The following is a 21,397-nucleotide window of genomic DNA, read 5'->3' on the forward strand; positions in this document are numbered from 1 at the left end:
TTAAAAAACAGCACCCAACTGTACAGTCTCAAGGTAACATTACTGACTGTTCACTGTTTCTTATCCCCTGACATAGAGGAGTACGGTTTTGTTCATCTGAAGTATCAGTCTGGAGATAGTCATTCAGCCACAGACAGCCCGCACGAATTTGATAACCTAACTGAAAACCTTGCATATTCCACAGAATCGTTGTTCCATCTTCTCGAGCGATCGCCAAAAGTTTACCATCGGGATCGAAATAGACACTATTAAGAAACACATCTTGATCAAGGGTGTAAAAAGCCTCAATTTCCCTCTGAGCGGAACAGTTTCCATCTACAGGCCAAAGCTGTTGACGATCAAGCTGCCATAGTCGAACTTTTTTATCATCACTCGCACTGGCAATCAGAGTCCCATTAGGATGAAAATCAACACCGCGTACAATGGCTTGATGTTTCAAAGGACAAGATGCTCCCCGGCTGGGACTCCAGAGGATAACCTGGCGATCAACTGCAATCGCTAATAGTCCTTCTTTGGGGGTATAACTAATCTCATTAATGGTTTGATTGGGGTAAGACAAAATCCTGCGCGACTCCCAACCTGCTTTTTGGGAACTCCACAATTGGATCGCAGATCCCGTAGAATCTGAAGTTGCCGTCGCCATCTGATTTCCGATCGCATTGAAACGAATACTCACAACCGGATGATCAAGCTTCAAAGTGTCAATTAAGCTGCCGTCGGGTTGCCAAAGCTTCACGGTGCGATCTTCACTTCCAGAAGCGATCATTCCAGTCGGACTAAACTCTACAGCATTCACGGGTTTCTGATGTCCGCTTAAGGTTTGAACCAACTCGCCTTTGAGGTTCCACAGTTTAACGGTAGGTTGTTGTTGACTAACTGTCGCCAGGGTTTCTCCGTCTGGACTCAAACTCACCCAACGCACTTCTTTTTGATTATTCAACACCAACGGTTCATCGGTTGAGTTTTTCAACGGTTCCGCACTGTCTGTCTTCCACAGTCTAACGGTTTGATCGTCGCTAGCGGTGGCAATGATTCCATTCTGACTCCAACTAATATCATTAACGGCTTGAGAATGACCTTGCAAGATTTGATCGAGGGGATTTCTGTTGCGATCCCAGAGTTTTACGGTATTGTCTGCACTCGCGGAAGCGATCGTCTGACTATCGGGACTAAAACTCACCGTCCAGACATCATTTTTGTGTCCGGTAAACGTTTGCAAAATCGCGCCATTTTTATTCCACAGTTTCACCGTGCTATCGCGACTACTACTGGCAATGGTCTGACCATCGGGGCTAAAACTCACGCCTAAAACATCACTGTTGTGTCCTTTGAGGGTTTCAACGGTATTGGTTTTTAGGTTCCACAGTCTAACGGTGCGATCGCCGCTTGCAGAAGCCAAAATCTGACCATTCGGGCTAAAACTGACTTCATAGACCCCAATGCAGTCTTCTGTCTGTCTGAGGGACTCACAATGCCCTCTGAGGGTTTTTAGGAAGGTGCCGTCTGGCTTCCAAAGTTTCACGGTTGGATCTGAATTCCCACCGGAAGCGAGGGTTTGACCGTCGGGGCTAAACTTGACATCTAAGACTCCGCCTTGATGGGCGTTGAGGGTTTTAATCAGGGTTTCCTGTTCAACATCCCAAAGCTTGATCGTACTATCACCACTCCCGGAAGCCAAAACCCGACCATCGGGACTGAAACTAACACTCGTCACCACATCCTGATGACCTTTGAAGGTTTTTAACAGTTGTCCGTCTCGACTCCAGAGTTTCACCGTCCTATCGACACTGGCTGAGGCGATCTGATTTCCATCGGGACTAAAACTCACGCTAATCACGTTATCCTCATGGGAAACAGGTTGTGAATTGAGAGACGGATCGATCAGATCTTGAATAAATCTGCCATCTTTACCCCAGAGTTTGATCACTTTTTCGTTTCCGGCGGTAGCGATGATTTGACCATCGGGACTGTAGCTTGCGGCTAAAATACTGTCTTCTTGTTCGAGTCGATTGCGCTCGTGTAAACTATTATCAAATAACTTTCGCAGTCCTTTAGCAATCTCGTCTTTTTGTTCTTTGGACGCTTGGGTTTGTTGAATACTTTCACCAATCACCAAAGTCGCTCGTAAAATGCCAATTTGATCGTTTTGATCGCCGACAATTAAAGACTCTTGAGCCGCTTGAATGGCTTCTATTCTTGCTCGGGCTTCTTGTTTTCTTTGAGCCATTGCAAATAGACCCAATCCAGCAAAGACAAATCCGGCTAAAGCCGCCATAATTCGTTCAAGTTGGCGGCTACGTTCTTCAGCTTTGCTACGACGTTCGGTTTCTTTGGCGAGGCGAGAATAGACATCTACATCTTCTTTGAGTGCTTTATTTTTTTGTTGCAGTTGCTCAAATTCTGCATCTCGATCTAAGCGATTTTTATGACGAATAAAATCAGCCAGATAATCGTGAACCAGTTGATAAAATTCTGCCCCATCTATGATTTCTCGGGAGACTAAGCCAGATTTTGCCAGAATATACAGAATTAAATCGAGTTCATATTCTACCGCTTCTTTTCCGAGTTTTCCTTTTAATTCTTCTGTTAATTCTGAACGGGTTTTTAGCGGCCGAGTGTTGTTTTCATCGGTGAGTAAAAACAGGATTAAATTCGCGGTTTGTTGATGTTCTGGGCCACAATCTTGAATGACTTCTTCGAGAAAGCGCTCGACTAATTTTTGATGGGGGCCTTGACGTTTATAGTCGGCTAAAGTAGTAATATCTTCGGCTTGAAGTTGGGCGCCGACGACTTGTAATTCTATCGGACGAACTTCTCCTAATTCCCGCGAGAGGTCATTAACTAAGGCTTGAATTAGGGCATCTTCTAGGAAAAAATGGGAGCGATCAGTTAAACTTTTGATGACGTTGTAAGCTTCTGTCGGGGTCAAGTTGCCCAAATAAAATAGAATGTCTTTATTTAAAATATCGTTGTTAACAATTTCAAAGTCTATTAATCGGGTTCCTTCTAATAAATGATGTAAGTAATCGTCTCGAACGGAGATCATCACTTTTACATAGGGTAAATTGAGACAATCTCTTAAGACTTCAAAAAAAAGGCGGCGAGTGCTGAGTCTTCGATGGGCGAAGAAAAATTCTTCAAATTGATCAAAAATTAATATCGTGATTTGATTATTGTTCGCGTTTTCTTTTAATTTGAGTAAAATATTTTCAATCGCTTCTTGATGGGTTTGTTCTGTCTTGCGGGTTGATTTTTCTGCTTCTTCACGGTTTTCTATCGTTTCCTCTTCTTCTAAAAAGGCTTGAGTTCGATCAGCGTATAATTTCTTTTCAAGTTCTTTTGCATAGGAGTTGTAAGTTCTCAGCAAGATCGGAACAATTTGACGGGCTTCCACACTCAAATCTTGCAACGCCGGAACTAAACCCGCTCGAATAATCGAACTTTTACCGACTCCAGACTGACCATAAATCACCGTTAATTTGTGTTGAGTGCTTCCGATGCGTTGGAGTAAACGATTAATTGCTTCTTCACGACCAGAGGCTTTGATTTCATCGGTAACAGTGGCTTCAGTTGACACCGTTCCTAACATCGGATCAACCGCTTGTTCTCGGGGTTCGAGTCGTCCGGCGCCAATAAAAGCCGTATAGCCAAATGCACTCGATTTTGTACGATGTTCTTTTTTAATATCAAAGGCTTCTCGATATTGACCGAGTTCAAAATAGAGTCGGCGCAACATTCCTAAGATTTGCAGATAAAATCTAGGATTGTATTTAGGAGCGGTTTCTTTGTAGGCAATTTCTAACTTTTCTATAGCCTCCCAAGGTTGGCTTAACTGTTCTAAGGCTTGAGCCAGTATCCAGTAATATAAACCTTGATTTTTATTGGTGAGCGGATCATCAATAATTTTCTGGGGATTTTGATTCAGGATTTCTAAGGCTATTGAGGCGAATTCTTTGGTATTTTGCCAGTCCGATTTATGCCGATAATATTCCGCTAAAAAGCCGTAATCTTGAGCGAGTTGTAGCGGTTGAGAGTTTTGTTGTTGATGTAATTTGCGCGATTTTAGAGCGAGTTTAAACAGAGCGTCCCAATCTTCCAGTTCCCGCAGAATTTCACCCAGTTGATTAATAAATTTTGCGACTAAATCGGGTCGTTTTGCCCTTTCAAAATAGTCTAAACATTGCTCAAAATACATTCGGGCTTCTAGCCATTCTTTGTGACTACTGTGCCTGAGATGTTGTTCGGCTTGGTAAGCTGAACATAACCCTAGATGATACAAAATAATACCCTGCCAAATGAGCGGATTTACCGCAGGGGAAGAATGAACCAATGGATATTCAGCCTCAAAAGCCGATGAACGAGATGAGAGTTTTGTACTCTCTTGTTGCCAAAAGTTCCAACTGAGGTTATAGTTTTCTAGCGCTTCTGAGATGTTTTGATGAGCGTAGTAATGTCGAGCCAGAACGAACCTTAGACTAGCCGTTAAAGCGGGTGTTAAAGTAATTTTTCGGTTTGTTAAATCTTGATAAGCCAGTTGCAGTTCCGAGGCGGAATGTTCACCCAAAATTTTGCTATTGGAAACAAATGAACACCCCCCTAGTTCTAAAATGGTGGTGAAGAGTTGCTGAGATTTGCTCGAAAGAAAGTGAATTAATTCGCTAGAACTTTGTTGAAAAACATAAGTCGTCGCGTAGCCAGTAAAATCCGGCGCTCGTCGATTTAACTTTTTCCACAGTTGATCATTAATCCACAGCAATACCGGAAAGGGAAAGTTTAAAAAGGCTTCTCTCGCTAAGTTAGTCGCCGCTAAGACTTCATCTAGCGTTTCCACCCTCTCTAAACCAAACACCATGACAACAGCAGGATGTTCTTCTGAGAGTTCTGTTTCTAGGGTACGATAGAGGTTATCAATAGAAGCACTCAGATGAATTTCTCGAATGGGTAAAGCTGATTTTTTGTGGAGTTGCTTAACAATTGTTTTCCGCAGACTAATATAGTTACAGCGAACCAACACCAATGAGAATTCTCCCTCTGACAGTTGTAAGGTTCGAGAGAGAGTATCAAGCTGGCTTTGATTGTGGGTTACTGTATCATCTTGGGGATATACATTCATTGGGCTGGTCAATTTTTTCTCCGATACGCCTAGATTAGCTTGATCTCAGATTGATGAATATAAAAATATACTTTAGGATAGCACTGCTTTATAGAGACTCGGAAAAGCCATAAAATATCTTTACTTGTTTGCATCGGGAACTTTTTAGGCGATCGCATCGTCTACTCCGCTATTGCCCATACCATATATGACATATGTTAAAGTATAGGGGATGAAAGTAGTCAGATCGGACAAAATCATAGCAGTCTGTGGTCAATTCTTCAATCTCGGGAAAATGCTTTCAGTCGAATCAGATACAATGAAAGCTTACCCAATGAAAGCCAATCGATCGAACAATAAACTCCTCACACGATGAGTTTTTGCTGTTTTTAGCATTTCCCGTAGAGTTTACAGGGTGTACGATCATAAAGAATCTCAGGGGAGAGTAACTTCTCATCCTCAAAAGAAGTAGAATCTTGGATCTCCATTTGCAAAACGCCATCCGGTTGGGAGATCGGGGGTTTTATTTTCCCGCTATCTGCCAAGCTAGAATTTCCACTGAGCATCAGTAGCATTGGAAGTGCTATCATTAGATCTAACCTTTTGGGTGTCATCGGAACCATTTTGCTCACCTCGTTTGTTATTTGAATTTAGGGTTCATCAGGGTTTGATTGTTCTGCGTTCTTCTCTACTTTATTCTTCTCAATCTCCCAACTTTAGCCGGAATTTTAGGGAGATTATCCCCCTGTATCCGTTGTTTGTAAGCGTTTTAGCGATTGACGGATTAATTGTGATGTTTGCAAGTCAATCCTTTCTCACCTGTTTAAGAAGTGACGAGTGACAAGCCAAGAAACGGGAAACCCACTCTGATCAAGCTGTTAACAGATCATCAATTTAAAGAGTAGGTTCTTCTTCAGCTTGAGGGAACGAGAGAGAAAAAAAATCATCCGTAGGGATGAAAGCCTCAAGACAACTTTTCACGAAAATATACTGACAGATAGAACAGGATTATTGTTCCAATCATCTAGTCGGAAAATAGGGCTTGAGACGGCACAAAATTCGGGTTAAGTCGAGAACAGCAAAGGATCAGTTTTGGGAATATAGCAGAAGTCAGGAGACAGGAGACACCCTTCGGGTTCGGCAGTTGCTCCTCAACGGAAACCGCCAAGTCCGCACTGCCTCACCGAGACAGGAGACAGAATTGAAACCTTTATCATAAAAGGATTTGACAGAAAAACACTGTCCTAATCAAAGGCTTCGACTGCTATATAACCCAATGGTTTAACTGTTCGTTGCTATAGAGAAGGTCTACTTCATCAATCTACAAGAGTATTGACACCAAAATCCGGAACATTTATCACCTTTACTTAATGTGTTCCAAAAACCCGATTTCTCCAAGAAACCGGGTTTCTCTGTATACTTAGGTAATAACAGTGGGTTCTGTACGACCTGTTATCGACTTAATTTGAGCAATTTCATCGGCAATTGAAATGAAATCCCCTAACGCTACTTGTGGATCTAAACCCTGTTTACTGGCATCGGGTTCATAACTTTCTAAATACAGTCGTAATGTTGCCCCTTTTGTTCCAGTGCCAGACAGTCGAAAAACAATCCGAGAACCATCAGTAAACCCAATGCGAACCCCTTGTTTATCAGAAACACTATTATCAACCGGATCGGTATAACTAAAGTCGTCCGCGTATTCCACTTCATAACGTCCGAACGTTTTGCCTTTCATCGTCGCTAAACTCGAACGCAAACGAGTAATTAACTCATTGGCTTTATCGCTTTCGACTTCTTCGTAGTCATGGCGAGAATAGTAATTTCGCCCGTAAGTTTTCCAGTGTTCTTTGACAATATTCTCAACGGATTCTCCCCGAACTGCCAGAACATTCAACCAAAACAAAACCGCCCACAAACCATCTTTTTCGCGGATATGATTTGAACCTGTTCCGAAGCTTTCCTCACCGCAAAGTGTGGCTTTTCCAGCATCTAATAAATTCCCGAAAAACTTCCAACCTGTGGGCGTTTCATAGCATTCTATTCCCAATTTTTCCGCGACTCGATCCGGTGCTTGAGATGTTGGCATCGAACGCGCAACCCCCGCCAAACCATCTTTATAACCCGGAACTAAATGAGCATTAGCCGTTAAGACTGCTAAACTATCACTGGGAGTCACAAAAAAGTTGCGACCTAAAATCATATTGCGATCGCCATCCCCATCAGAAGCCGCTCCGAAATCCGGTGCATTTTCGCCAAACAAAACTTCAACTAAATCGTGAGCATAAACTAAATTTGGATCAGGATGACCGCCCCCAAAATCTTCTAAAGGTTCACCATTTTGTACCGTTCCTTTTGGCGCACCTAAACAGTCTTCAAAAATCGCTTTAGCATAAGGCCCGGTAACAGCATGGAGCGAGTCCATACACATTCTAAAATTGCCGGAAGTTAGCATTTGGCGAATTTTGTCAAAATCAAATAAAGACTCCATTAATTCTCTGTAAGGCGCAACAGAATCAATCACCTCAACTGCCATTGTTCCGAGTTTAAAACTCCCCGGACTTTCTAAGTTGATATCAGCCGCTTCTAAAAGTTTGTAGGAGTCAATAACTTTGGTGCGTTGATAAATTGCCTCGGTGACTTTTTCCGGTGCCGGCCCGCCATTGCTGGTATTAAATTTAACGCCAAAATCTCCATTGGGGCCACCTGGGTTGTGACTCGCCGAGAGAATAATCCCCCCCAAGGCGTTATGTTTACGAATAATACAAGATGCAGCCGGAGTTGAGAGGATACCGCCACATCCAACTAATACCTGTCCAATACCGTTAGCGGCCGCCATTTTGAGGATAATTTGAATGGCTTGACGGTTGTAGTAGCGACCATCTCCCCCAACCACAAGTGTTTGACCCTCAAGGCTTTCTTGGGTGTCGAAGATAGATTGAATAAAGTTTTCTAGATAATGAGGTTTTTGAAAATCAGGAACCGATTTGCGTAGCCCAGAGGTTCCAGGCTTTTGATCCGAAAAGGGCTGAGTTGAGACCATGCTTATATTCATACCAATCTTACAGCAGGAACTTCTGCCCACATTGTATCGGGAATGATCCCCTTTTCTTCAAGTTTTCTATCTTCGGAGTGATAAGCCAGAGGCAACAGGCAATCTTGCAACAGGCAAAAGGCATGAGGTAGACAAGAGTTTCTAGGAGTAGACTTGAGAGCTTTATTATGGTGTATAACAAAAAGAGTTGAGAATTTCTGAGTTTGGTCAGAAGTTAGAAGTCAGAAGTCAGAAGTACCTTTTTCAGCGTTCATAATTTAGTTTTTATTGTTTCATTTGACGTCTTAACTGTTCTAATTCGTCTTCGGTTTCCCAACGTTTAAATTCTTGTTCTAACGGGTCTGCTGCGGCGCTAAAACTGTTATAATTAGGAGTCTGATTCCATGCTTTTGTTTCCCATTGTTGTTGCTGTTGAGTGGCTTTAGCTTGGGTGCGGGCTTTAACGGCTTCTGCGGCTTTAACGCTCACTTCTTGGCGACGCAGTTTAATTTGCTGATAAAGTTCTTTCGACTGTTCGATGCGTTGTTTAACGCCTTGCATTTGTCCCCAACGTTGGTTTCCCTGACGTAATAATACCGCTTCTCTTTCTCTAGCGGGTTGGGCGAGATCTTGACGGTTAGCGGCTTCAGCTTTAGCGATGCGTTCATGCCAACGTTGAATATCTTGAGCAATTGTGAGAATTTGGTCTTGTAAACTTTTTTCCTGACGTTGAAGATCGGCAATTAAACGTAATGTATCTTCTTGTTGTTCGCGAAGTTGTTCTTCTAAAGCTTGCAATTCTAGATGAGGATTAGACCGTAAAAATTCCTCTAATCTTGTTTCTAAAAAGCGACTAAAATCATCAAATAAACCCATAACTTTAATTCAAATTTCTACTTTTAAATATAGCGCTAATGTTGGGTTTCGTTCCTCAACCCAACCTACAGTTGTGATACCGTATTCGATAGCGTAGGTTGGGTTAAACGAGTTTAAAATGTAGCAGACGTAGGTTGGGTTAAACGACAGTGCAACCCAACAAAGCCTTGCCTATTTTGGATTTCGTTCCTCAACTAACCTACTATTTTAGCCCTAATGTTGGGTTTCGTTCCTCAACCCAACCTACTTGATTGTATTCGATTGTCAAGTTGGGTTAAAACTGCTGTCCGACATAGATGGTGAGAACTTCGCCATTTCGACGAATCACCGCTTCTTGGTTAACGACTTCTACTAAAGTCCAACCACTGGCAGCAATACTTTCTCCCACATAAACCCGACGCGCCACCCCGTTGACTTCAAACAACGCCGCAGAGCGATCGCCCAGTTCCAAAATACCGACTAATGTATGAATTGATCCCTGAGTTGGGTTCGTCGTTGCTGCTGCGGTTTCGCTGGGTTGTTCTTCTGCGGTAGGAGCGGGAGCCGGTTCTGGGGCGGTTTCTGGGGCGGGTTCTGGGGCGGGTGCAGGAGCCGTTGCCGGAGTCGGTATGGAGACAGACGCCGTTGCAGGTTGCTGTTCGGCTTGGGGTTCGGGTTGGGGTTGCGGTTGCGCTTGGGGTTGGGGTTGCGGTGTAGCGGTTGGCTGTTGAGTGGCTTGGGGTTTGGCTGGAGTTGGTGAAGCTTGAGCCGTTTGAGTCGCAGGCGCGGAAACACTACCGGAAGTTTGTCCGCCCGGAGTGGGAGTCTGAACAGGCTGTTGGGCTTGAGGTGTAGGTTGTTGCTGCTGCTGGGCTTGCTGTTGTAACGTCTGCATCACCTGATTAGACAGGCTAGCGGTACGGTTTGAAGCGTCTTGAATCGAGTCAGCCATGCGATTAATCGCAGCAATTAAATTATTGGTGTCGGCGCCGAGGGGTGTATTAGTATTCGGAACGGGAATCGGTGCGACATTCTCAACCGGAGGGGTACCCGGAAAGGGCGGTAACAGAGGTATCGTTTGGGGGGCGTCTTGTTCAATCGCAACTAAGGAGCGTTCGATATAGTCAGCGAATTTTATATCGGCTTGGGTTTTGGCACTCAACGGTTTGTCCGCCGGAACTGCTACAGGTGCGGGGGCAAATAAACGATTAATTCCGCCGCGAGTTGCCACCCACAGCGATAACGTAATCAGCAACGATGCAAAAGCGGTTCCGAGTAAAATCCGATCAAAGGACTGATCTTTTCCGGCGCTGGCATCGCGTAGTTTGACTTCTGTATCAATCGCGCCATCCTCTCCATCCCGACGCGCCAGGGGAGGGAGTATAATTTGAGGAACTTTTATCGATTTGAGGGAGATGAACTCGGGTTCTACCGGGTCTTTGGGCAGTTTAGCGCCTCCGTCGAGAACTCGTTCAACATCATCAAAGATATCGTCCATCAGTCGATCTGCGTAGATCTCGATGGATGCTGGATCTCTAATCAGTTGTTCTTCTGACAGGGTTTGAGTTGTTTGGTTCATCGTTGTTGTTTCTTGAGGCATTGTCACTGCTCCCTCACGCTCGTTTACCAAAAATTGCCGCACACGCCCCTACCTTTAGGTATGGGGATACAAGGCAAAGAAAATGCTATAATAATTATACTGGTAGGGTATTCAACCAGGTTAAAAACCCAGCATCTAATCGATGCAATGAATCTTGAAAACTTAAGGTATGGGGTTCTTGCTAGGAATGCTTTGGCCTGATAAAACCTTGAAGCACCAAGTACAGAGAACAAAGCATTTTTTTCTCAAGTACGGTAGGGCATACCGAAACTATCTCTGAAATGGGATGAACGACTGGGGAGACTCACCCCTCTGGAGTTGATTGGGAAACCAGTTGGCTGTAAGGGTTGTCAATGAACCAGTAATCCAAATCCGCTAGTGTTTGGAGAATCCCCTTTCTTTAGAAATGGGGAGTATGTCAATATGAAATCCCTCAACTGGGCTAATTTCACATAATTTTAAGAAGGCAATAGGCCAAATTTTTGTAGGGGCGGGTTCAGAACAGTTATCAGTTATCAGTTATGCAGTGACCAGTGAAAACAGTTTACAGTTCTTGCAGATATTCGTGATCAAGATTCTCTGTTCACTGTCTACTGTTCACTGTCTACTGTAAACTGTTTAAACCCGCCCCGACGTTGTGAAAGGGCGGGTTTTGTTGGGACGGGTTCCGCGCTCAATGTATGTCTCCCATCAATAACTTATAGCGGTTTTCAATTGCATGAGGCACACTGGGGATTAAAAAGCAGGTTTGTCAATAGAAACCGGCTTTTTGGGATGTACCTGATCGCAACGGCACTGATTTCACATAATTTTAAGCAGGCAAGAGGGAGTTTACAGTCACCAGTCACCCTCCGGTTGTTAATTTTAATTGATTTTAAGACAATGATTACAATTCTCGAAAAAATGAATAATTTTTATTGATAGTTGTCGAAAATACTTTTTTTTGTTAATACTTATGAAAGACTGTTCATGTATTTAACTTTAGATAAAATAATCAATGAATACCCAGTCAGAATCTCAAGGCTGTTGTAGTTGTCATCAAGATAATAAGCCTAATTCTAATTCGACCCCAGAGTTTGACCTGAAAGAAGAACTCCTTCCCATTATTGCGGTTGTTTTACTGTTGGTTATCGGGTTAATTTTCCAAGAACAACTGCAAGCAACACCCTATTCTATTGGTGAATATCTTGTGTTTATTTCCGCTTATATTTTAAGTGGTTGGACGGTTCTTGCTAAGGCGGGAAGAAACATTTTACGAGGGCGAATATTTGATGAAAACTTCCTGATGACGATTGCTACATTGGGAGCGATCGCGATACATCAACTCCCCGAAGCTGTAGGCGTAATGCTATTTTATCAAATTGGGGAATTAGTTCAAGAATTAGCCGTTAGTCGTTCCCGTCGTTCGATTAAATCTCTGTTAGAAATTCGCCCCGATACCGCCAACCTCAAAGTTAATGATTCTGTTAAAAAAGTTTCTCCCGAAACCGTTAATATTGGGGATATTATTCTCGTTAAACCGGGTGAAAAAATACCCTTAGATGGGGAAATTATCGAGGGGAATTCTCAAATTGATACCTCAGCTTTAACGGGTGAACCCGTACCCCGTAGCGTGAAAGTTGGAGAAACTGTATTCGCAGGAATGATTAATAAAACCGGAGTTTTAACCGTAAAAGTCAGTAAAACGTTTGGGGAATCTTCCATTGCCAAAATTCTGAATTTAGTTGAAAATGCCAGCAGCAAAAAAGCAAAAACGGAGAAATTTATTACTCGGTTTGCCCAATATTATACACCAGTTGTTGTATTTTTGTCTCTGGCTGTTGCGCTGTTACCGCCTTTATTTATTCCCGGTGAAACTTCAGCCGAATGGGTTTATCGGGCTTTAATTTTATTGGTGATTTCTTGTCCTTGTGGGTTGGTGATTAGTATTCCTCTCGGTTATTTTGGGGGAATTGGAGGGGCGGCTAAAAATGGAATTTTGGTGAAAGGAGCGACGTTTTTAGATACGTTAACTGCGGTGAAAATCGTTGTTTTTGATAAAACAGGAACGCTAACAAAAGGGATATTTAAAGTGAGTAAAATTGTTTGTAAAAATAGCTTTACTGAAACGGAACTACTCAAGTTAGCTGTTCATGCTGAATCCCATTCTAATCATCCTATTGCCCAATCTATTCGAGAAGCATACAGTCAAGAAATAGATGATAAAATAGTTAGTGACTATGAAGAAATTGCAGGTCATGGAATTAAAGCAAAAGTCAAAAATCAGGTTATTTTAGCGGGAAATGATCGCCTCTTACATCGAGAAAATATTAACCCTGATAGCTGTAACGTTGCTGGAACAGTGGTTCATCTGGCTGTTGATGGGCAATATGCGGGTTATATTGTGATTGCAGACGAACTGAAAGAAGATGCAGCAGAAGCAATTTATAGCTTGAAACAAATCGGCATTGAACAAACAATAATGCTGACGGGAGATAACAAAACCGTTGCTCAGTCTGTAGCGGAAAAATTGGGTTTAGATCGCTATTTTGCAGAACTATTACCGGAAGATAAAGTAGACTCTTTTGAAGAAATTATCCACAAAACGGGAGCCAAAAATAAAGTGGCTTTTGTGGGTGATGGAATTAACGACGCTCCGGTTATTGCCAGGGCAGATGTGGGGATAGCAATGGGCGGATTGGGTTCGGATGCGGCGATAGAAACGGCAGATATTGTGATTATGACGGATGCGCCTTCTAAAGTTGCAGAAGCGATTAAAATTGGCAGAAAAACCCACAAAATTGTTTGGCAAAATATTCTGTTTGCCTTGGGAATAAAAGGGTTATTTATTCTGTTGGGTGTGATCGGAATTGCGACATTGTGGGAGGCGGTTTTTGCTGATGTGGGTGTGGCATTATTGGCGATTTTAAATGCGAGTCGCGTGTTACGAACTTAACCCTAAAACCCCTAAAAACAGAAACCGGGTTTTTGATCTACAAAAAGAACGGTTAACCGTAATCAACAATTCTAGAAATAGATTAAAATAACCATTACTGGGTGAAAGTGAAAAAAGGTGCTAAAATATGGCTCAGTTAATACTCTTGCGTCATGGTCAAAGCCTGTGGAATGCTAGCAATAGATTTACAGGTTGGGTAGATGTTCCCCTGAGTGAACGAGGACGGGCAGAAGCAACCATCGCCTCTTGTAAACTGAGAAACTATCGCGTGCAGGTTTGTTTTACCAGTATGTTAATGCGGGCGTTAGAAACTGCGGTGATTTGTCTAACGGAATGTGATGAAATTTGTGGGGGTAAAATTCCCATTATTAAACATAATGCAGATGACCCCCAATGGCAGGGTTGGGATCAATATGGAGGGAATGTAAATGATGAATTACCCATTATTCCCAGTGCGGCTTTAGATGAACGCTACTATGGAAATTTACAGGGACTCAATAAAGCAGAAACCGCCGAAAAATATGGCGAAGATCAGGTTTATCTGTGGCGACGCTCTTTTTCTGAACGTCCTCCAGGGGGTGAAAGTTTAGAAGATACGATGAACCGCACAGTTCCTTTTTTCAAAGATCGAATTCTCGCACACATTAAACAAGGAGAGAATGTATTAGTTTCCGCTCACGGGAATTCGTTGCGTTCTATTTTGATGTATCTCGATCATCTTTCTCCCGAAGACGTTCCCCAGTTAGAACTGAAAACAGGTGTACCCATTGTGTACGAAATTGATGCCAAGGGCGAAGTTCAAAGTAAAGTCATTCTCAACGACTAAAATTTAAAAAATTTTCCCGATTTCTCAGGAAAAGTGAAACTCGTTTCTCTCAGGGAAATTAGTTAGCTTGTCCAGAAATTGAGAACTGATAGGAATGCTGACCAGAAGCGCGATCGCCAACATAAATGTTATAAGTCCCAGAGGGAGCATATCCTGAAAATTGTAAATTTCCGCCCGCTCCTTCTGGTAAGACACAATAGCGTCCAGCAGGTCCCTCGATCAACAAGGTTGGCGATCCTGAAGTTTGTACCCGAATTAGCATATAGGCTAAATCTTCAGCAACATCAATGGTATGATTGGGGGCGGCAGCAACAAAACCACAATCTCCGCTATTACTTTGTCCACCCGAAGTCCCCGCAGCCGTCAAAGATGCCCCAGGAGTAAGGGTTTGTCGGTCTGCAAGGGCGAGATCAGGCGTTCCCAAATGGATGGCAACAGTCAGTGCAACAACAGCCAAATAGCCTAACTTCATTTTTTCCTCCTCTCAATAGCAACAAAGCCCTCAGTAAAATACAGAAAGTCAAGAACTTAAGCAGGTGAGTTTGCGGAGTCGAGTTAGACCTTGATGAAAAAGATCAATTTTTGTAACCTTCTGTATCAACAGTCTGTGCCTAAATCTCTTAAAATTTTCAAGCAAGACCCTAAAACCTCAACTCATCGGAATCTCTCCTGGTTGTGAACTTGAACCTTTAAAACTCCATCAAACAAACTCCTATGAATTACCCACAAGACGATCCTAACGTGAAGCGCAGATTAGAAGAGCTAGAAGCCGAACTCAAGCAACCTCAGCCGGTCAGTAGTAGTAGTTCAAGCCCCAATTTCATCGAAACCGTCAAAACCCTCTATAATCAGTTCCTGGTCTGGTTTAAAGAACTCCCCAAACTCGGACAAGCGGCTATTGTTGTCGTCGGTTTGGCAATGGGGTTAACCCTACTGCGAACCCTGGCGGAATTAATTTCTTTAGCGATCAGTCTTGCAGTTATCGGGGGAATCCTGTACATAGGATACAAAATCTTTAAATCATCCAAATTCTCAAAATAGAGAATTCTTGTTTAGCCCGTTATCCACAACTCAACTATGACCAGCCCAACAGCAAGCAGAGATACAGAGATTCATTCATCCGATCCGTCGTCTTGGCCTCTTCAAGTCAGACAACTTCCCCTGTGGGTTCGTAGGTGCGGGGCTTGGGCTGTCGAAGTTTCATTAGTCGTCGCCAGTGGGGTAATTCCCTACAGTCTGGGTGCCTTAGCTAACCGTACTCCAAGCGTGCCTCTCAATCCGGTTCTGCGAACCACAGGCCAAGCTGTCGGCGCGACACTAGGCTTACCTGTGCGCGATCGCAATCCCCAAGTCAATCCTTTAACGAATCTCTTTTGGTGGGGGGCGTTGTTGACACCCACCGTCATCGGGGGATGGCAGGTTTATTTATTAGCCACACGGGGACAAACTCTGCCCAAACGGTGGTTTGGGGTACAGGTGATTAATGGGTCTTCTATCGCTCCTCCGGGCTTGCTGCGGGCTTTTTATCGTGAGAGTGTGGGGCGTTGGGGAATTCCGGTGGGAATTGCCTATATCATTTGGCGAGCAACAGGGGCTTTCCCGAATTTAGTCATCCTCACAGGCTTATCGGGTTTGATGATATTGGCTGATGGGTTAATCGCTAAACGCCTCCAGGGTCGAACGGGACATGATCTTTGGGCGGGAACGAGGGTGCGAGAAGTTCATCTTCCGAGTTCTAATCCCTTTACCAGCTACGACTGGAGTAGCTCTCAAGAAGCAGTCCGGGCGATTGTCTTCCGCTCGGAAAAAGGGGGGACGGCGATCAACCTCTGGGCTTGGATGCGCCAACATCCCGGAACGACTCTAATAGCGGTGAGTAGTGCGAGTATGGCGGCGGTATTGGGAACGTTTGTCGGAACTCAGGTTTATATTCAAAATCAAGCCAATCGTCGGGAATTTAAACACCAAGATAACGAAGTGTTTTTAGCCTTGGTCAGCAAACTTTCGCCCAGTGCGCCCACTGATCCGGCTCAACGTCGAGGGGCGATTTTAGCCTTGGGAACGTTGAATGATTCCCGTGCCATTCCCTTATTAGTTGATTATTTGGGACAAGAAAGTAATCCTCTTTTATTAGACTCGGCTCAACAAGCGCTCGTCAGTACAGGACCTGAAGCTCTGCCCTATTTGCGACAGTTAAATCAAGCCCTGAAAAATGATTTAGAATCAATGCAATTTGGGGCAAATGCGAAAGATAAACAACTCGTTGCTCAACGTCAACAAGCCACTCAAAGAGCGATCGCCAAAATTCTCACGGTTCACGAAGGAAACATTCACAATATTGATCTCAGTCGTGTTAATTTAGGTCAATCCACGACACCTCCGACCCAATTTACATTAATTCTGGAGCAAATTGACTTATCTGGTTTTAATTTTAGAAGCAGTATTCTCAACAATGCTAACTTCAAAAATAGTACCTTTTATGGCACGGGTGAAGATGGTCGGTACGGTACATTTGATGATTGGATTTCTGACTTAAGCGGCGCGGATTTAACGGAAGCCAATTTGAGCGGTGCTTTTCTCAGTCATATTGATATGAAACGGGCGAATCTCCTCAAAGCCACTTTAAATAAAGCAGATTTATCTCAAGCGGATTTAACCGGAGTTAACCTCAGCAGTGCTAAATTAATCGGAGCGAATTTAGCAGAAACGAAGCTAAAAGAGGCTAAATTAACAGGCGCCGATTTAGCGAATGCTAACCTGTCTAATGCTAATCTTAGAAATGCTAGTCTGAGTCAGATGAATGCTCAAGGTGCTTTGTTCATTTCTGCTAATTTAGAGGACAGTCTGTTACAAAATGCTGATCTTTCTGGTGCAGATTTGAAGGGGGCGAATTTAAAGAATGCTGACTTGAGTTCGAGTTTACTCACAGGTGCGAACTTTAGAAATGCTGACTTGCGAAATGCCAATTTACAAAAGGCTGATTTGAGTTTAGTGAGTTTGAAAGGAGCAAATTTAAGGGGTACAGATTTTCAAGGGGCAGTCTTTTCTTGGAGTAAGCCGGAACAGAAAAATCCAGACCCATTTATTGAAGATGTGGGAACTCAGACTCAATCAAATCGCATGAAAGGAGTTAATTTTTCTAAGAGTAAAAATCTCAGTTCAGAGCAAATTAACTATCTGTGCAATCAAGGTGCAATTCATCCGGACTGCAATCAATAATCAATCAGGTAAGGCAAAAGGCAAAAGGCAAAAGGCAAAAGGCAAAAGGCAAAAGGCAAAAGGCAAAAGGCAAAAGGCAAAAGGCAAAAGGCCATCTTGCGTTCATGCAAAATTTGGGAGGAATTTAAAGTGCTACTCTAGCAATCGAATTTGGTATTAATATTAAACTCTAACCCATTCTATAAAATCATCAAGCCACCCCCCTGAAAATTAACGAAATTGTCTGTTGATCAGGACTCTTAATCAATGGCGAGGGGAGTTCTCTGAAATCCTTTAATATTTGCTACAGATAACAAGGCTTAAATTCGTGATAGATTTGCTGCCAATATTTTTTTCAAACAATATCTGAACAATTGACGGTGTAAACATTTAACTGAATTAATGATTTTAAGATGAAAGATTCTCAATCAGCAGCTAGGCTTTCTAAAGAATTTGTAAGTTTTTCTGATTCCCAATTAAAGTTTGAGTCATTGCGGCTAAATTCTCTAAGTTTTCTTCAAGTTCTTGAGCGCGTTTTTCATAAAAAATCTTTCGTTGCAAAGCTTGACGAGCTAAATCTTCTCGATTCCGTTTTAAAGCTTCCTTCGCAACTTTTTGCCAACTCTTCATTTCTTCGAGAGCTTGTTTATATTGGGGATGAACATCATCCCAAGCCGTGCGGATGTCGCCTAATGCTTTATCTAATAAGAGGGGTGCATTATCTTTTTTAATCCCGGTTAAAGCTTCTTGAATGGGTCGATACCATTGATCAACATCAATTTGATTGAGAAGCGGAACAAAATTTCTAATTTGACGACTATCATTAATACCCGTCACGCACCAGGTCGCAAAATGTTCGCAGTTGTTGAATAATAGATTATATTTGCGCTCTCCCAAACGACTCTCGGCTCGTTGAATTACGGTATCAGGAATATAACGCACAGGATAAGGTCTAATATAAATTTTACCTCCCCGCGCAAACGTTTCTAGAGAAGTTCGTTCAATCACTTCACTCGGTTTGCGATAGTGAATGACGGTGCCATCTCCACAGTCTATTCCATGATGCTCATAAACGCCATCTAAATTTAAAAATTCTCGATAAGCATAAATTTGATCGCCTCGAGCCATATTTACCCCCTTTGTCAAGTTCAAATGGTTGGTCTCTAAAAGAGCTGTTAATCTAGAAAGTTGATTAACCTTTCCGGAAGTATCCTAACATATACTGGATTGGTCTTATTAATAGGATATAGAAGGATCAGTCACGATGAGTATTAATTCAGCCAATTGGCAAGTTATTGGTCATGCCAATAATGTTGTTGCGATGACGGCATTCAATGGAGCGCTTTATGCTGCAACTTCCGAAAATAAACTTTGGGTACGAGTCGCTATTCCCGGTGATATTAACTGGCAAGTTATTGGTCATGCGAATAACGTAGTTGCAATGGCGGCAATGAATGAAAAACTCTATGCTGCGACATCTGAAGGTCAACTGTGGATGAGAGCTATTATAACAGAAGATATTGGTTGGCAAGCGATCGCTTCTGCTCAGAATGTGCTAACAATGACTGCTATGAATGATCAACTCTATGCAGTGACTTCAGATGATAAATTTTGGGTTCGAGATGGTCAAATTAATCTCAATTGGAAACCGATTGGAAAAGGCATTTCTGTGATGGCTTTAGCCGCCACAAATAATCAACTCTATGCCGTTACTTTTGATCATAAACTTTGGCTGGTTAATTTCACTCCTGACGGGATAAAATGGCAAGAAATCGGTCATGGGAATAACGTTGTGGCAATGGCGGGAATGGATGGAAAATTATACGCTGCGACTTCTGATAATAAACTTTGGTATCGAACTGTAGATTAAGTTTATAAAAAAGAGTAGGGTTTGTCAAATGATCACCGTTTTTTCTTCTATGAAATCAACGAGTTTGACGTACCCTACCTATCCTACAGGTCATTTGGAGTTATTGAACGTCAGAGGCTTCTAACTCTTCTGCTTGATGGGTTTCCATTAAGTTAACCTTGACAACCCGATTGACAACTTCAGGAACTTTCGGTAAAGTCAGGGTTAAAATCCCGTTGGTATAATCGGCTTTAACTTCGGTATTGATAATCGCTTCTGGTAAAGCAATGACCCGACGAAATTCACCCACTGGGAATTCACTGAAGAGACATTTTTCTCCTTCACTCAGTTGGGGATTTGCTGTTTTTCCCGAGAAGACAATGGCTTTCTTTGTCACTTGAATATCGAGGGTTTCACTATCTAAACCCGGAATGATCGCCCGTAAAATCAAGTGATCAGACTTTTCTTGTAACTCAACTGCGGGAGTCCAATGGGTCTCTGTTGTGGCTGTGGTAATTTCTGTAAAGAGATGATCAAATTGCTGTTGCATTTTTTCGACTTCAGCGAAGAGGTTGTAACGAGTAACTAACATCATATTGTTTTCTCCTAGTCAGTTGTGTTTTTCTTGCTTACAGTTTTAATCATGGCGGAAAAATAAGCCATCTTAAAGAGTAGAGAACCCCACCTTAAAGGCGAGGTTTCCACACTGATTCTGAAGGTTTAATTTTAGGGAGGAAAACCGAACTTCAGGGGAGGAAAACCGAAAAATTAGCTAGAAGACTGAGGAACTCCTGAACCATTTTTCGCCAGGAATTTTGTGTTTTGAACTTTCCGTAAAGCTTGAATTGTAGAAATAGTGTGTTCGGCGACTTGATCAATGTCTTCGGGTGTATTAAACCGACCGATACCAAAGCGAATAGAAGCATAAGCTAACGCATCGGAACGTCCTAAAGCCGCTAAAACATGAGAAGGTTCTATTTTGGCGGAAGTACAAGCGGAACCGGAGGAAACCGCCATTACAGGTTGTAGTCCTAAGAGTAAAGCTTGACCATCGACTCCTGCGACACTCACATTCAAATTTCCAGGTAAACGTTGGCTGGGGTGTCCGTTGAGATAAATATCCCCAAGCGTTGCTAATTTTTCCCAAAGTTGTTGTCGTAATTTTATTAAACGTTGGGTTTCTGAGGTGATTTCTGTTAACGCAAGTTCAACCGCTTTGGCAAAACCAACAATTTGAGGGGTGTATAATGTACCCGATCGCATTCCTCGTTCATGTCCGCCTCCATGCAGTTGAGGGGCGAGTTTAACTCGGGGGTTGCGACGACGAACATATAGGGCGCCGATGCCTTTTGGGCCGTAAATTTTATGGGCCGTTAATGACATTAAATCAATCTTCATTTCCTCAACATCTAGAGGAATTTTACCCAAAGCTTGGGCGGCGTCGGTATGAAAGAAAACATTGCGATCGCGACACATCGCCCCAATTTCAGCTAAGGGTTGTAAGACGCCAATTTCGTTATTCGCCGCCATCATTGAGAGGAGGATGGTATCAGGACGAAAGGCTTTTTCAACTAAGTTGAGGTCAATTAAACCATCCGTTTGAACGGGAAGTAAAGTTAATTCAAAGCCAAGTTTTTCTAAATAGTGTAACGGATCAAGAACAGCGTTATGTTCGCTAACAACAGTAATCAGGTGACGACCTTTGCTAAAATAGGTTTCAGCGATGCCTTTAATGGCTAAATTATCCGATTCTGTTGCACCGCTTGTAAAGATAATTTCTTCAGGTGTCGCGTTAATAGCATTTGCTAAGATTTCTCGGGCTTGTTTAACTGCGGCTTCGGCTTCCCAACCGTAAAGATGATTAACACTGGCCGGATTGCCAAAGTGTTCGGTAAAATAGGGAATCATCGCTTCTAAAACCCGTTGATCAACAGGTGTTGTTGCGTTGTTATCGAGATAGATTGGACGTTGAGACATGATAATTTTTTGATAAAAATACGAGTTTTTA

General features: G+C 42.8%; 14 protein-coding genes. 5 read left to right on the forward strand and 9 right to left on the reverse strand.

The window, feature by feature from the left end; genetic code table 11:
- Nucleotides 1-28: 28 nt before the first annotated feature.
- From VB836_RS07105 to VB836_RS07125, 5 genes are all read right to left on the reverse strand, one after another.
- Nucleotides 29-5,113 (reverse strand): nSTAND1 domain-containing NTPase, encoded by a 5,085-nt coding sequence (locus VB836_RS07105; RefSeq protein ID WP_323218669.1) that lies wholly within the window; start codon nt 5,111-5,113, stop codon nt 29-31.
- Nucleotides 5,114-5,481: 368 nt separating this feature from the next.
- A complete protein-coding gene (locus tag VB836_RS07110; RefSeq protein WP_152964692.1) occupies nt 5,482-5,682 on the reverse strand; it encodes a hypothetical protein in 201 nt (66 codons plus the stop codon).
- Nucleotides 5,683-6,512: 830 nt separating this feature from the next.
- Entirely contained in the window at nt 6,513-8,135 is a 1,623-nt protein-coding gene (locus VB836_RS07115) for an alpha-D-glucose phosphate-specific phosphoglucomutase (RefSeq protein WP_456085753.1), read from the reverse strand.
- Between the two features lie 276 nt (nt 8,136-8,411).
- Nucleotides 8,412-9,002: a TIGR04376 family protein gene (locus VB836_RS07120; RefSeq protein WP_323218673.1), complete on the reverse strand. Its 591-nt coding sequence runs from the start codon at nt 9,000-9,002 to the stop codon at nt 8,412-8,414.
- A gap of 274 nt (nt 9,003-9,276) precedes the next feature.
- The gene (locus VB836_RS07125) at nt 9,277-10,581 is read right to left on the reverse strand and encodes a hypothetical protein (RefSeq protein ID WP_323218674.1); all 1,305 of its coding nucleotides are present in this window, start codon (nt 10,579-10,581) and stop codon (nt 9,277-9,279) included.
- Between the two features lie 997 nt (nt 10,582-11,578).
- Here VB836_RS07125 and VB836_RS07130 point away from each other — a divergent pair.
- Nucleotides 11,579-13,516: a heavy metal translocating P-type ATPase gene (locus VB836_RS07130; protein WP_323218675.1), complete on the forward strand. Its 1,938-nt coding sequence runs from the start codon at nt 11,579-11,581 to the stop codon at nt 13,514-13,516.
- A 127-nt stretch (nt 13,517-13,643) separates the two neighbouring features.
- Nucleotides 13,644-14,342, forward strand: a complete 699-nt coding sequence (locus VB836_RS07135; RefSeq protein WP_323218676.1) for a 2,3-bisphosphoglycerate-dependent phosphoglycerate mutase — start codon at nt 13,644-13,646, stop codon at nt 14,340-14,342.
- Between the two features lie 58 nt (nt 14,343-14,400).
- On the opposite strand, the gene VB836_RS07140 is transcribed toward VB836_RS07135, so the two are convergent.
- Nucleotides 14,401-14,814, reverse strand: a complete 414-nt coding sequence (locus tag VB836_RS07140; RefSeq protein WP_323218677.1) for a hypothetical protein — start codon at nt 14,812-14,814, stop codon at nt 14,401-14,403.
- Nucleotides 14,815-15,056: 242 nt separating this feature from the next.
- Between VB836_RS07140 and VB836_RS07145 the strand changes: the two genes are divergently transcribed.
- Both VB836_RS07145 and VB836_RS07150 read left to right on the forward strand, forming a co-directional pair.
- The gene (locus tag VB836_RS07145) at nt 15,057-15,383 is read left to right on the forward strand and encodes a hypothetical protein (RefSeq protein WP_323218678.1); all 327 of its coding nucleotides are present in this window, start codon (nt 15,057-15,059) and stop codon (nt 15,381-15,383) included.
- Nucleotides 15,384-15,419: 36 nt separating this feature from the next.
- Nucleotides 15,420-17,561, forward strand: a complete 2,142-nt coding sequence (locus tag VB836_RS07150; RefSeq protein WP_323218679.1) for a pentapeptide repeat-containing protein — start codon at nt 15,420-15,422, stop codon at nt 17,559-17,561.
- A 423-nt stretch (nt 17,562-17,984) separates the two neighbouring features.
- Here VB836_RS07150 and VB836_RS07155 read toward each other — a convergent pair whose 3' ends face one another.
- Complete coding sequence (locus VB836_RS07155; protein WP_323218680.1) at nt 17,985-18,668, reverse strand: lecithin retinol acyltransferase family protein; 684 nt, start codon at nt 18,666-18,668, stop codon at nt 17,985-17,987.
- A gap of 136 nt (nt 18,669-18,804) precedes the next feature.
- Here VB836_RS07155 and VB836_RS07160 point away from each other — a divergent pair, with 136 nt between their 5' ends.
- Nucleotides 18,805-19,410: a hypothetical protein gene (locus VB836_RS07160; RefSeq protein WP_323218681.1), complete on the forward strand. Its 606-nt coding sequence runs from the start codon at nt 18,805-18,807 to the stop codon at nt 19,408-19,410.
- A gap of 100 nt (nt 19,411-19,510) precedes the next feature.
- Here the strand turns inward: VB836_RS07160 and VB836_RS07165 are convergent, their stop codons facing one another.
- Nucleotides 19,511-19,984: an Hsp20/alpha crystallin family protein gene (locus tag VB836_RS07165; protein ID WP_049558892.1), complete on the reverse strand. Its 474-nt coding sequence runs from the start codon at nt 19,982-19,984 to the stop codon at nt 19,511-19,513.
- A 173-nt stretch (nt 19,985-20,157) separates the two neighbouring features.
- Nucleotides 20,158-21,366 carry an IscS subfamily cysteine desulfurase gene (locus VB836_RS07170; protein ID WP_323218682.1) on the reverse strand — a complete coding sequence of 403 codons (1,209 nt, stop codon included), beginning with the start codon at nt 21,364-21,366 and terminating at the stop codon, nt 20,158-20,160.
- Nucleotides 21,367-21,397 lie beyond the last annotated feature (31 nt).

Source organism: Limnoraphis robusta BA-68 BA1, assembly GCF_034932365.1.
Lineage (GTDB): Bacteria > Cyanobacteriota > Cyanobacteriia > Cyanobacteriales > Microcoleaceae > Capilliphycus > Capilliphycus robustus.

What these genes read in the sequence shown, in the direction of transcription:
- VB836_RS07165 (WP_049558892.1), bottom strand. Translation starts at nt 19,984, where the DNA reads ATGATGTTAGTTACTCGTTACAACCTCTTCGCTGAAGTCGAAAAAATG.
- VB836_RS07150 (WP_323218679.1), top strand. Translation starts at nt 15,420, where the DNA reads ATGACCAGCCCAACAGCAAGCAGAGATACAGAGATTCATTCATCCGAT.
- VB836_RS07120 (WP_323218673.1), bottom strand. Translation starts at nt 9,002, where the DNA reads ATGGGTTTATTTGATGATTTTAGTCGCTTTTTAGAAACAAGATTAGAG.
- VB836_RS07140 (WP_323218677.1), bottom strand. Translation starts at nt 14,814, where the DNA reads ATGAAGTTAGGCTATTTGGCTGTTGTTGCACTGACTGTTGCCATCCAT.
- VB836_RS07170 (WP_323218682.1), bottom strand. Translation starts at nt 21,366, where the DNA reads ATGTCTCAACGTCCAATCTATCTCGATAACAACGCAACAACACCTGTT.
- VB836_RS07105 (WP_323218669.1), bottom strand. Translation starts at nt 5,113, where the DNA reads ATGAATGTATATCCCCAAGATGATACAGTAACCCACAATCAAAGCCAG.
- VB836_RS07115 (WP_456085753.1), bottom strand. Translation starts at nt 8,135, where the DNA reads ATGGTCTCAACTCAGCCCTTTTCGGATCAAAAGCCTGGAACCTCTGGG.
- VB836_RS07160 (WP_323218681.1), top strand. Translation starts at nt 18,805, where the DNA reads ATGAGTATTAATTCAGCCAATTGGCAAGTTATTGGTCATGCCAATAAT.
- VB836_RS07135 (WP_323218676.1), top strand. Translation starts at nt 13,644, where the DNA reads ATGGCTCAGTTAATACTCTTGCGTCATGGTCAAAGCCTGTGGAATGCT.
- VB836_RS07155 (WP_323218680.1), bottom strand. Translation starts at nt 18,668, where the DNA reads ATGGCTCGAGGCGATCAAATTTATGCTTATCGAGAATTTTTAAATTTA.
- VB836_RS07145 (WP_323218678.1), top strand. Translation starts at nt 15,057, where the DNA reads ATGAATTACCCACAAGACGATCCTAACGTGAAGCGCAGATTAGAAGAG.
- VB836_RS07130 (WP_323218675.1), top strand. Translation starts at nt 11,579, where the DNA reads ATGAATACCCAGTCAGAATCTCAAGGCTGTTGTAGTTGTCATCAAGAT.
- VB836_RS07110 (WP_152964692.1), bottom strand. Translation starts at nt 5,682, where the DNA reads ATGATAGCACTTCCAATGCTACTGATGCTCAGTGGAAATTCTAGCTTG.
- VB836_RS07125 (WP_323218674.1), bottom strand. Translation starts at nt 10,581, where the DNA reads ATGCCTCAAGAAACAACAACGATGAACCAAACAACTCAAACCCTGTCA.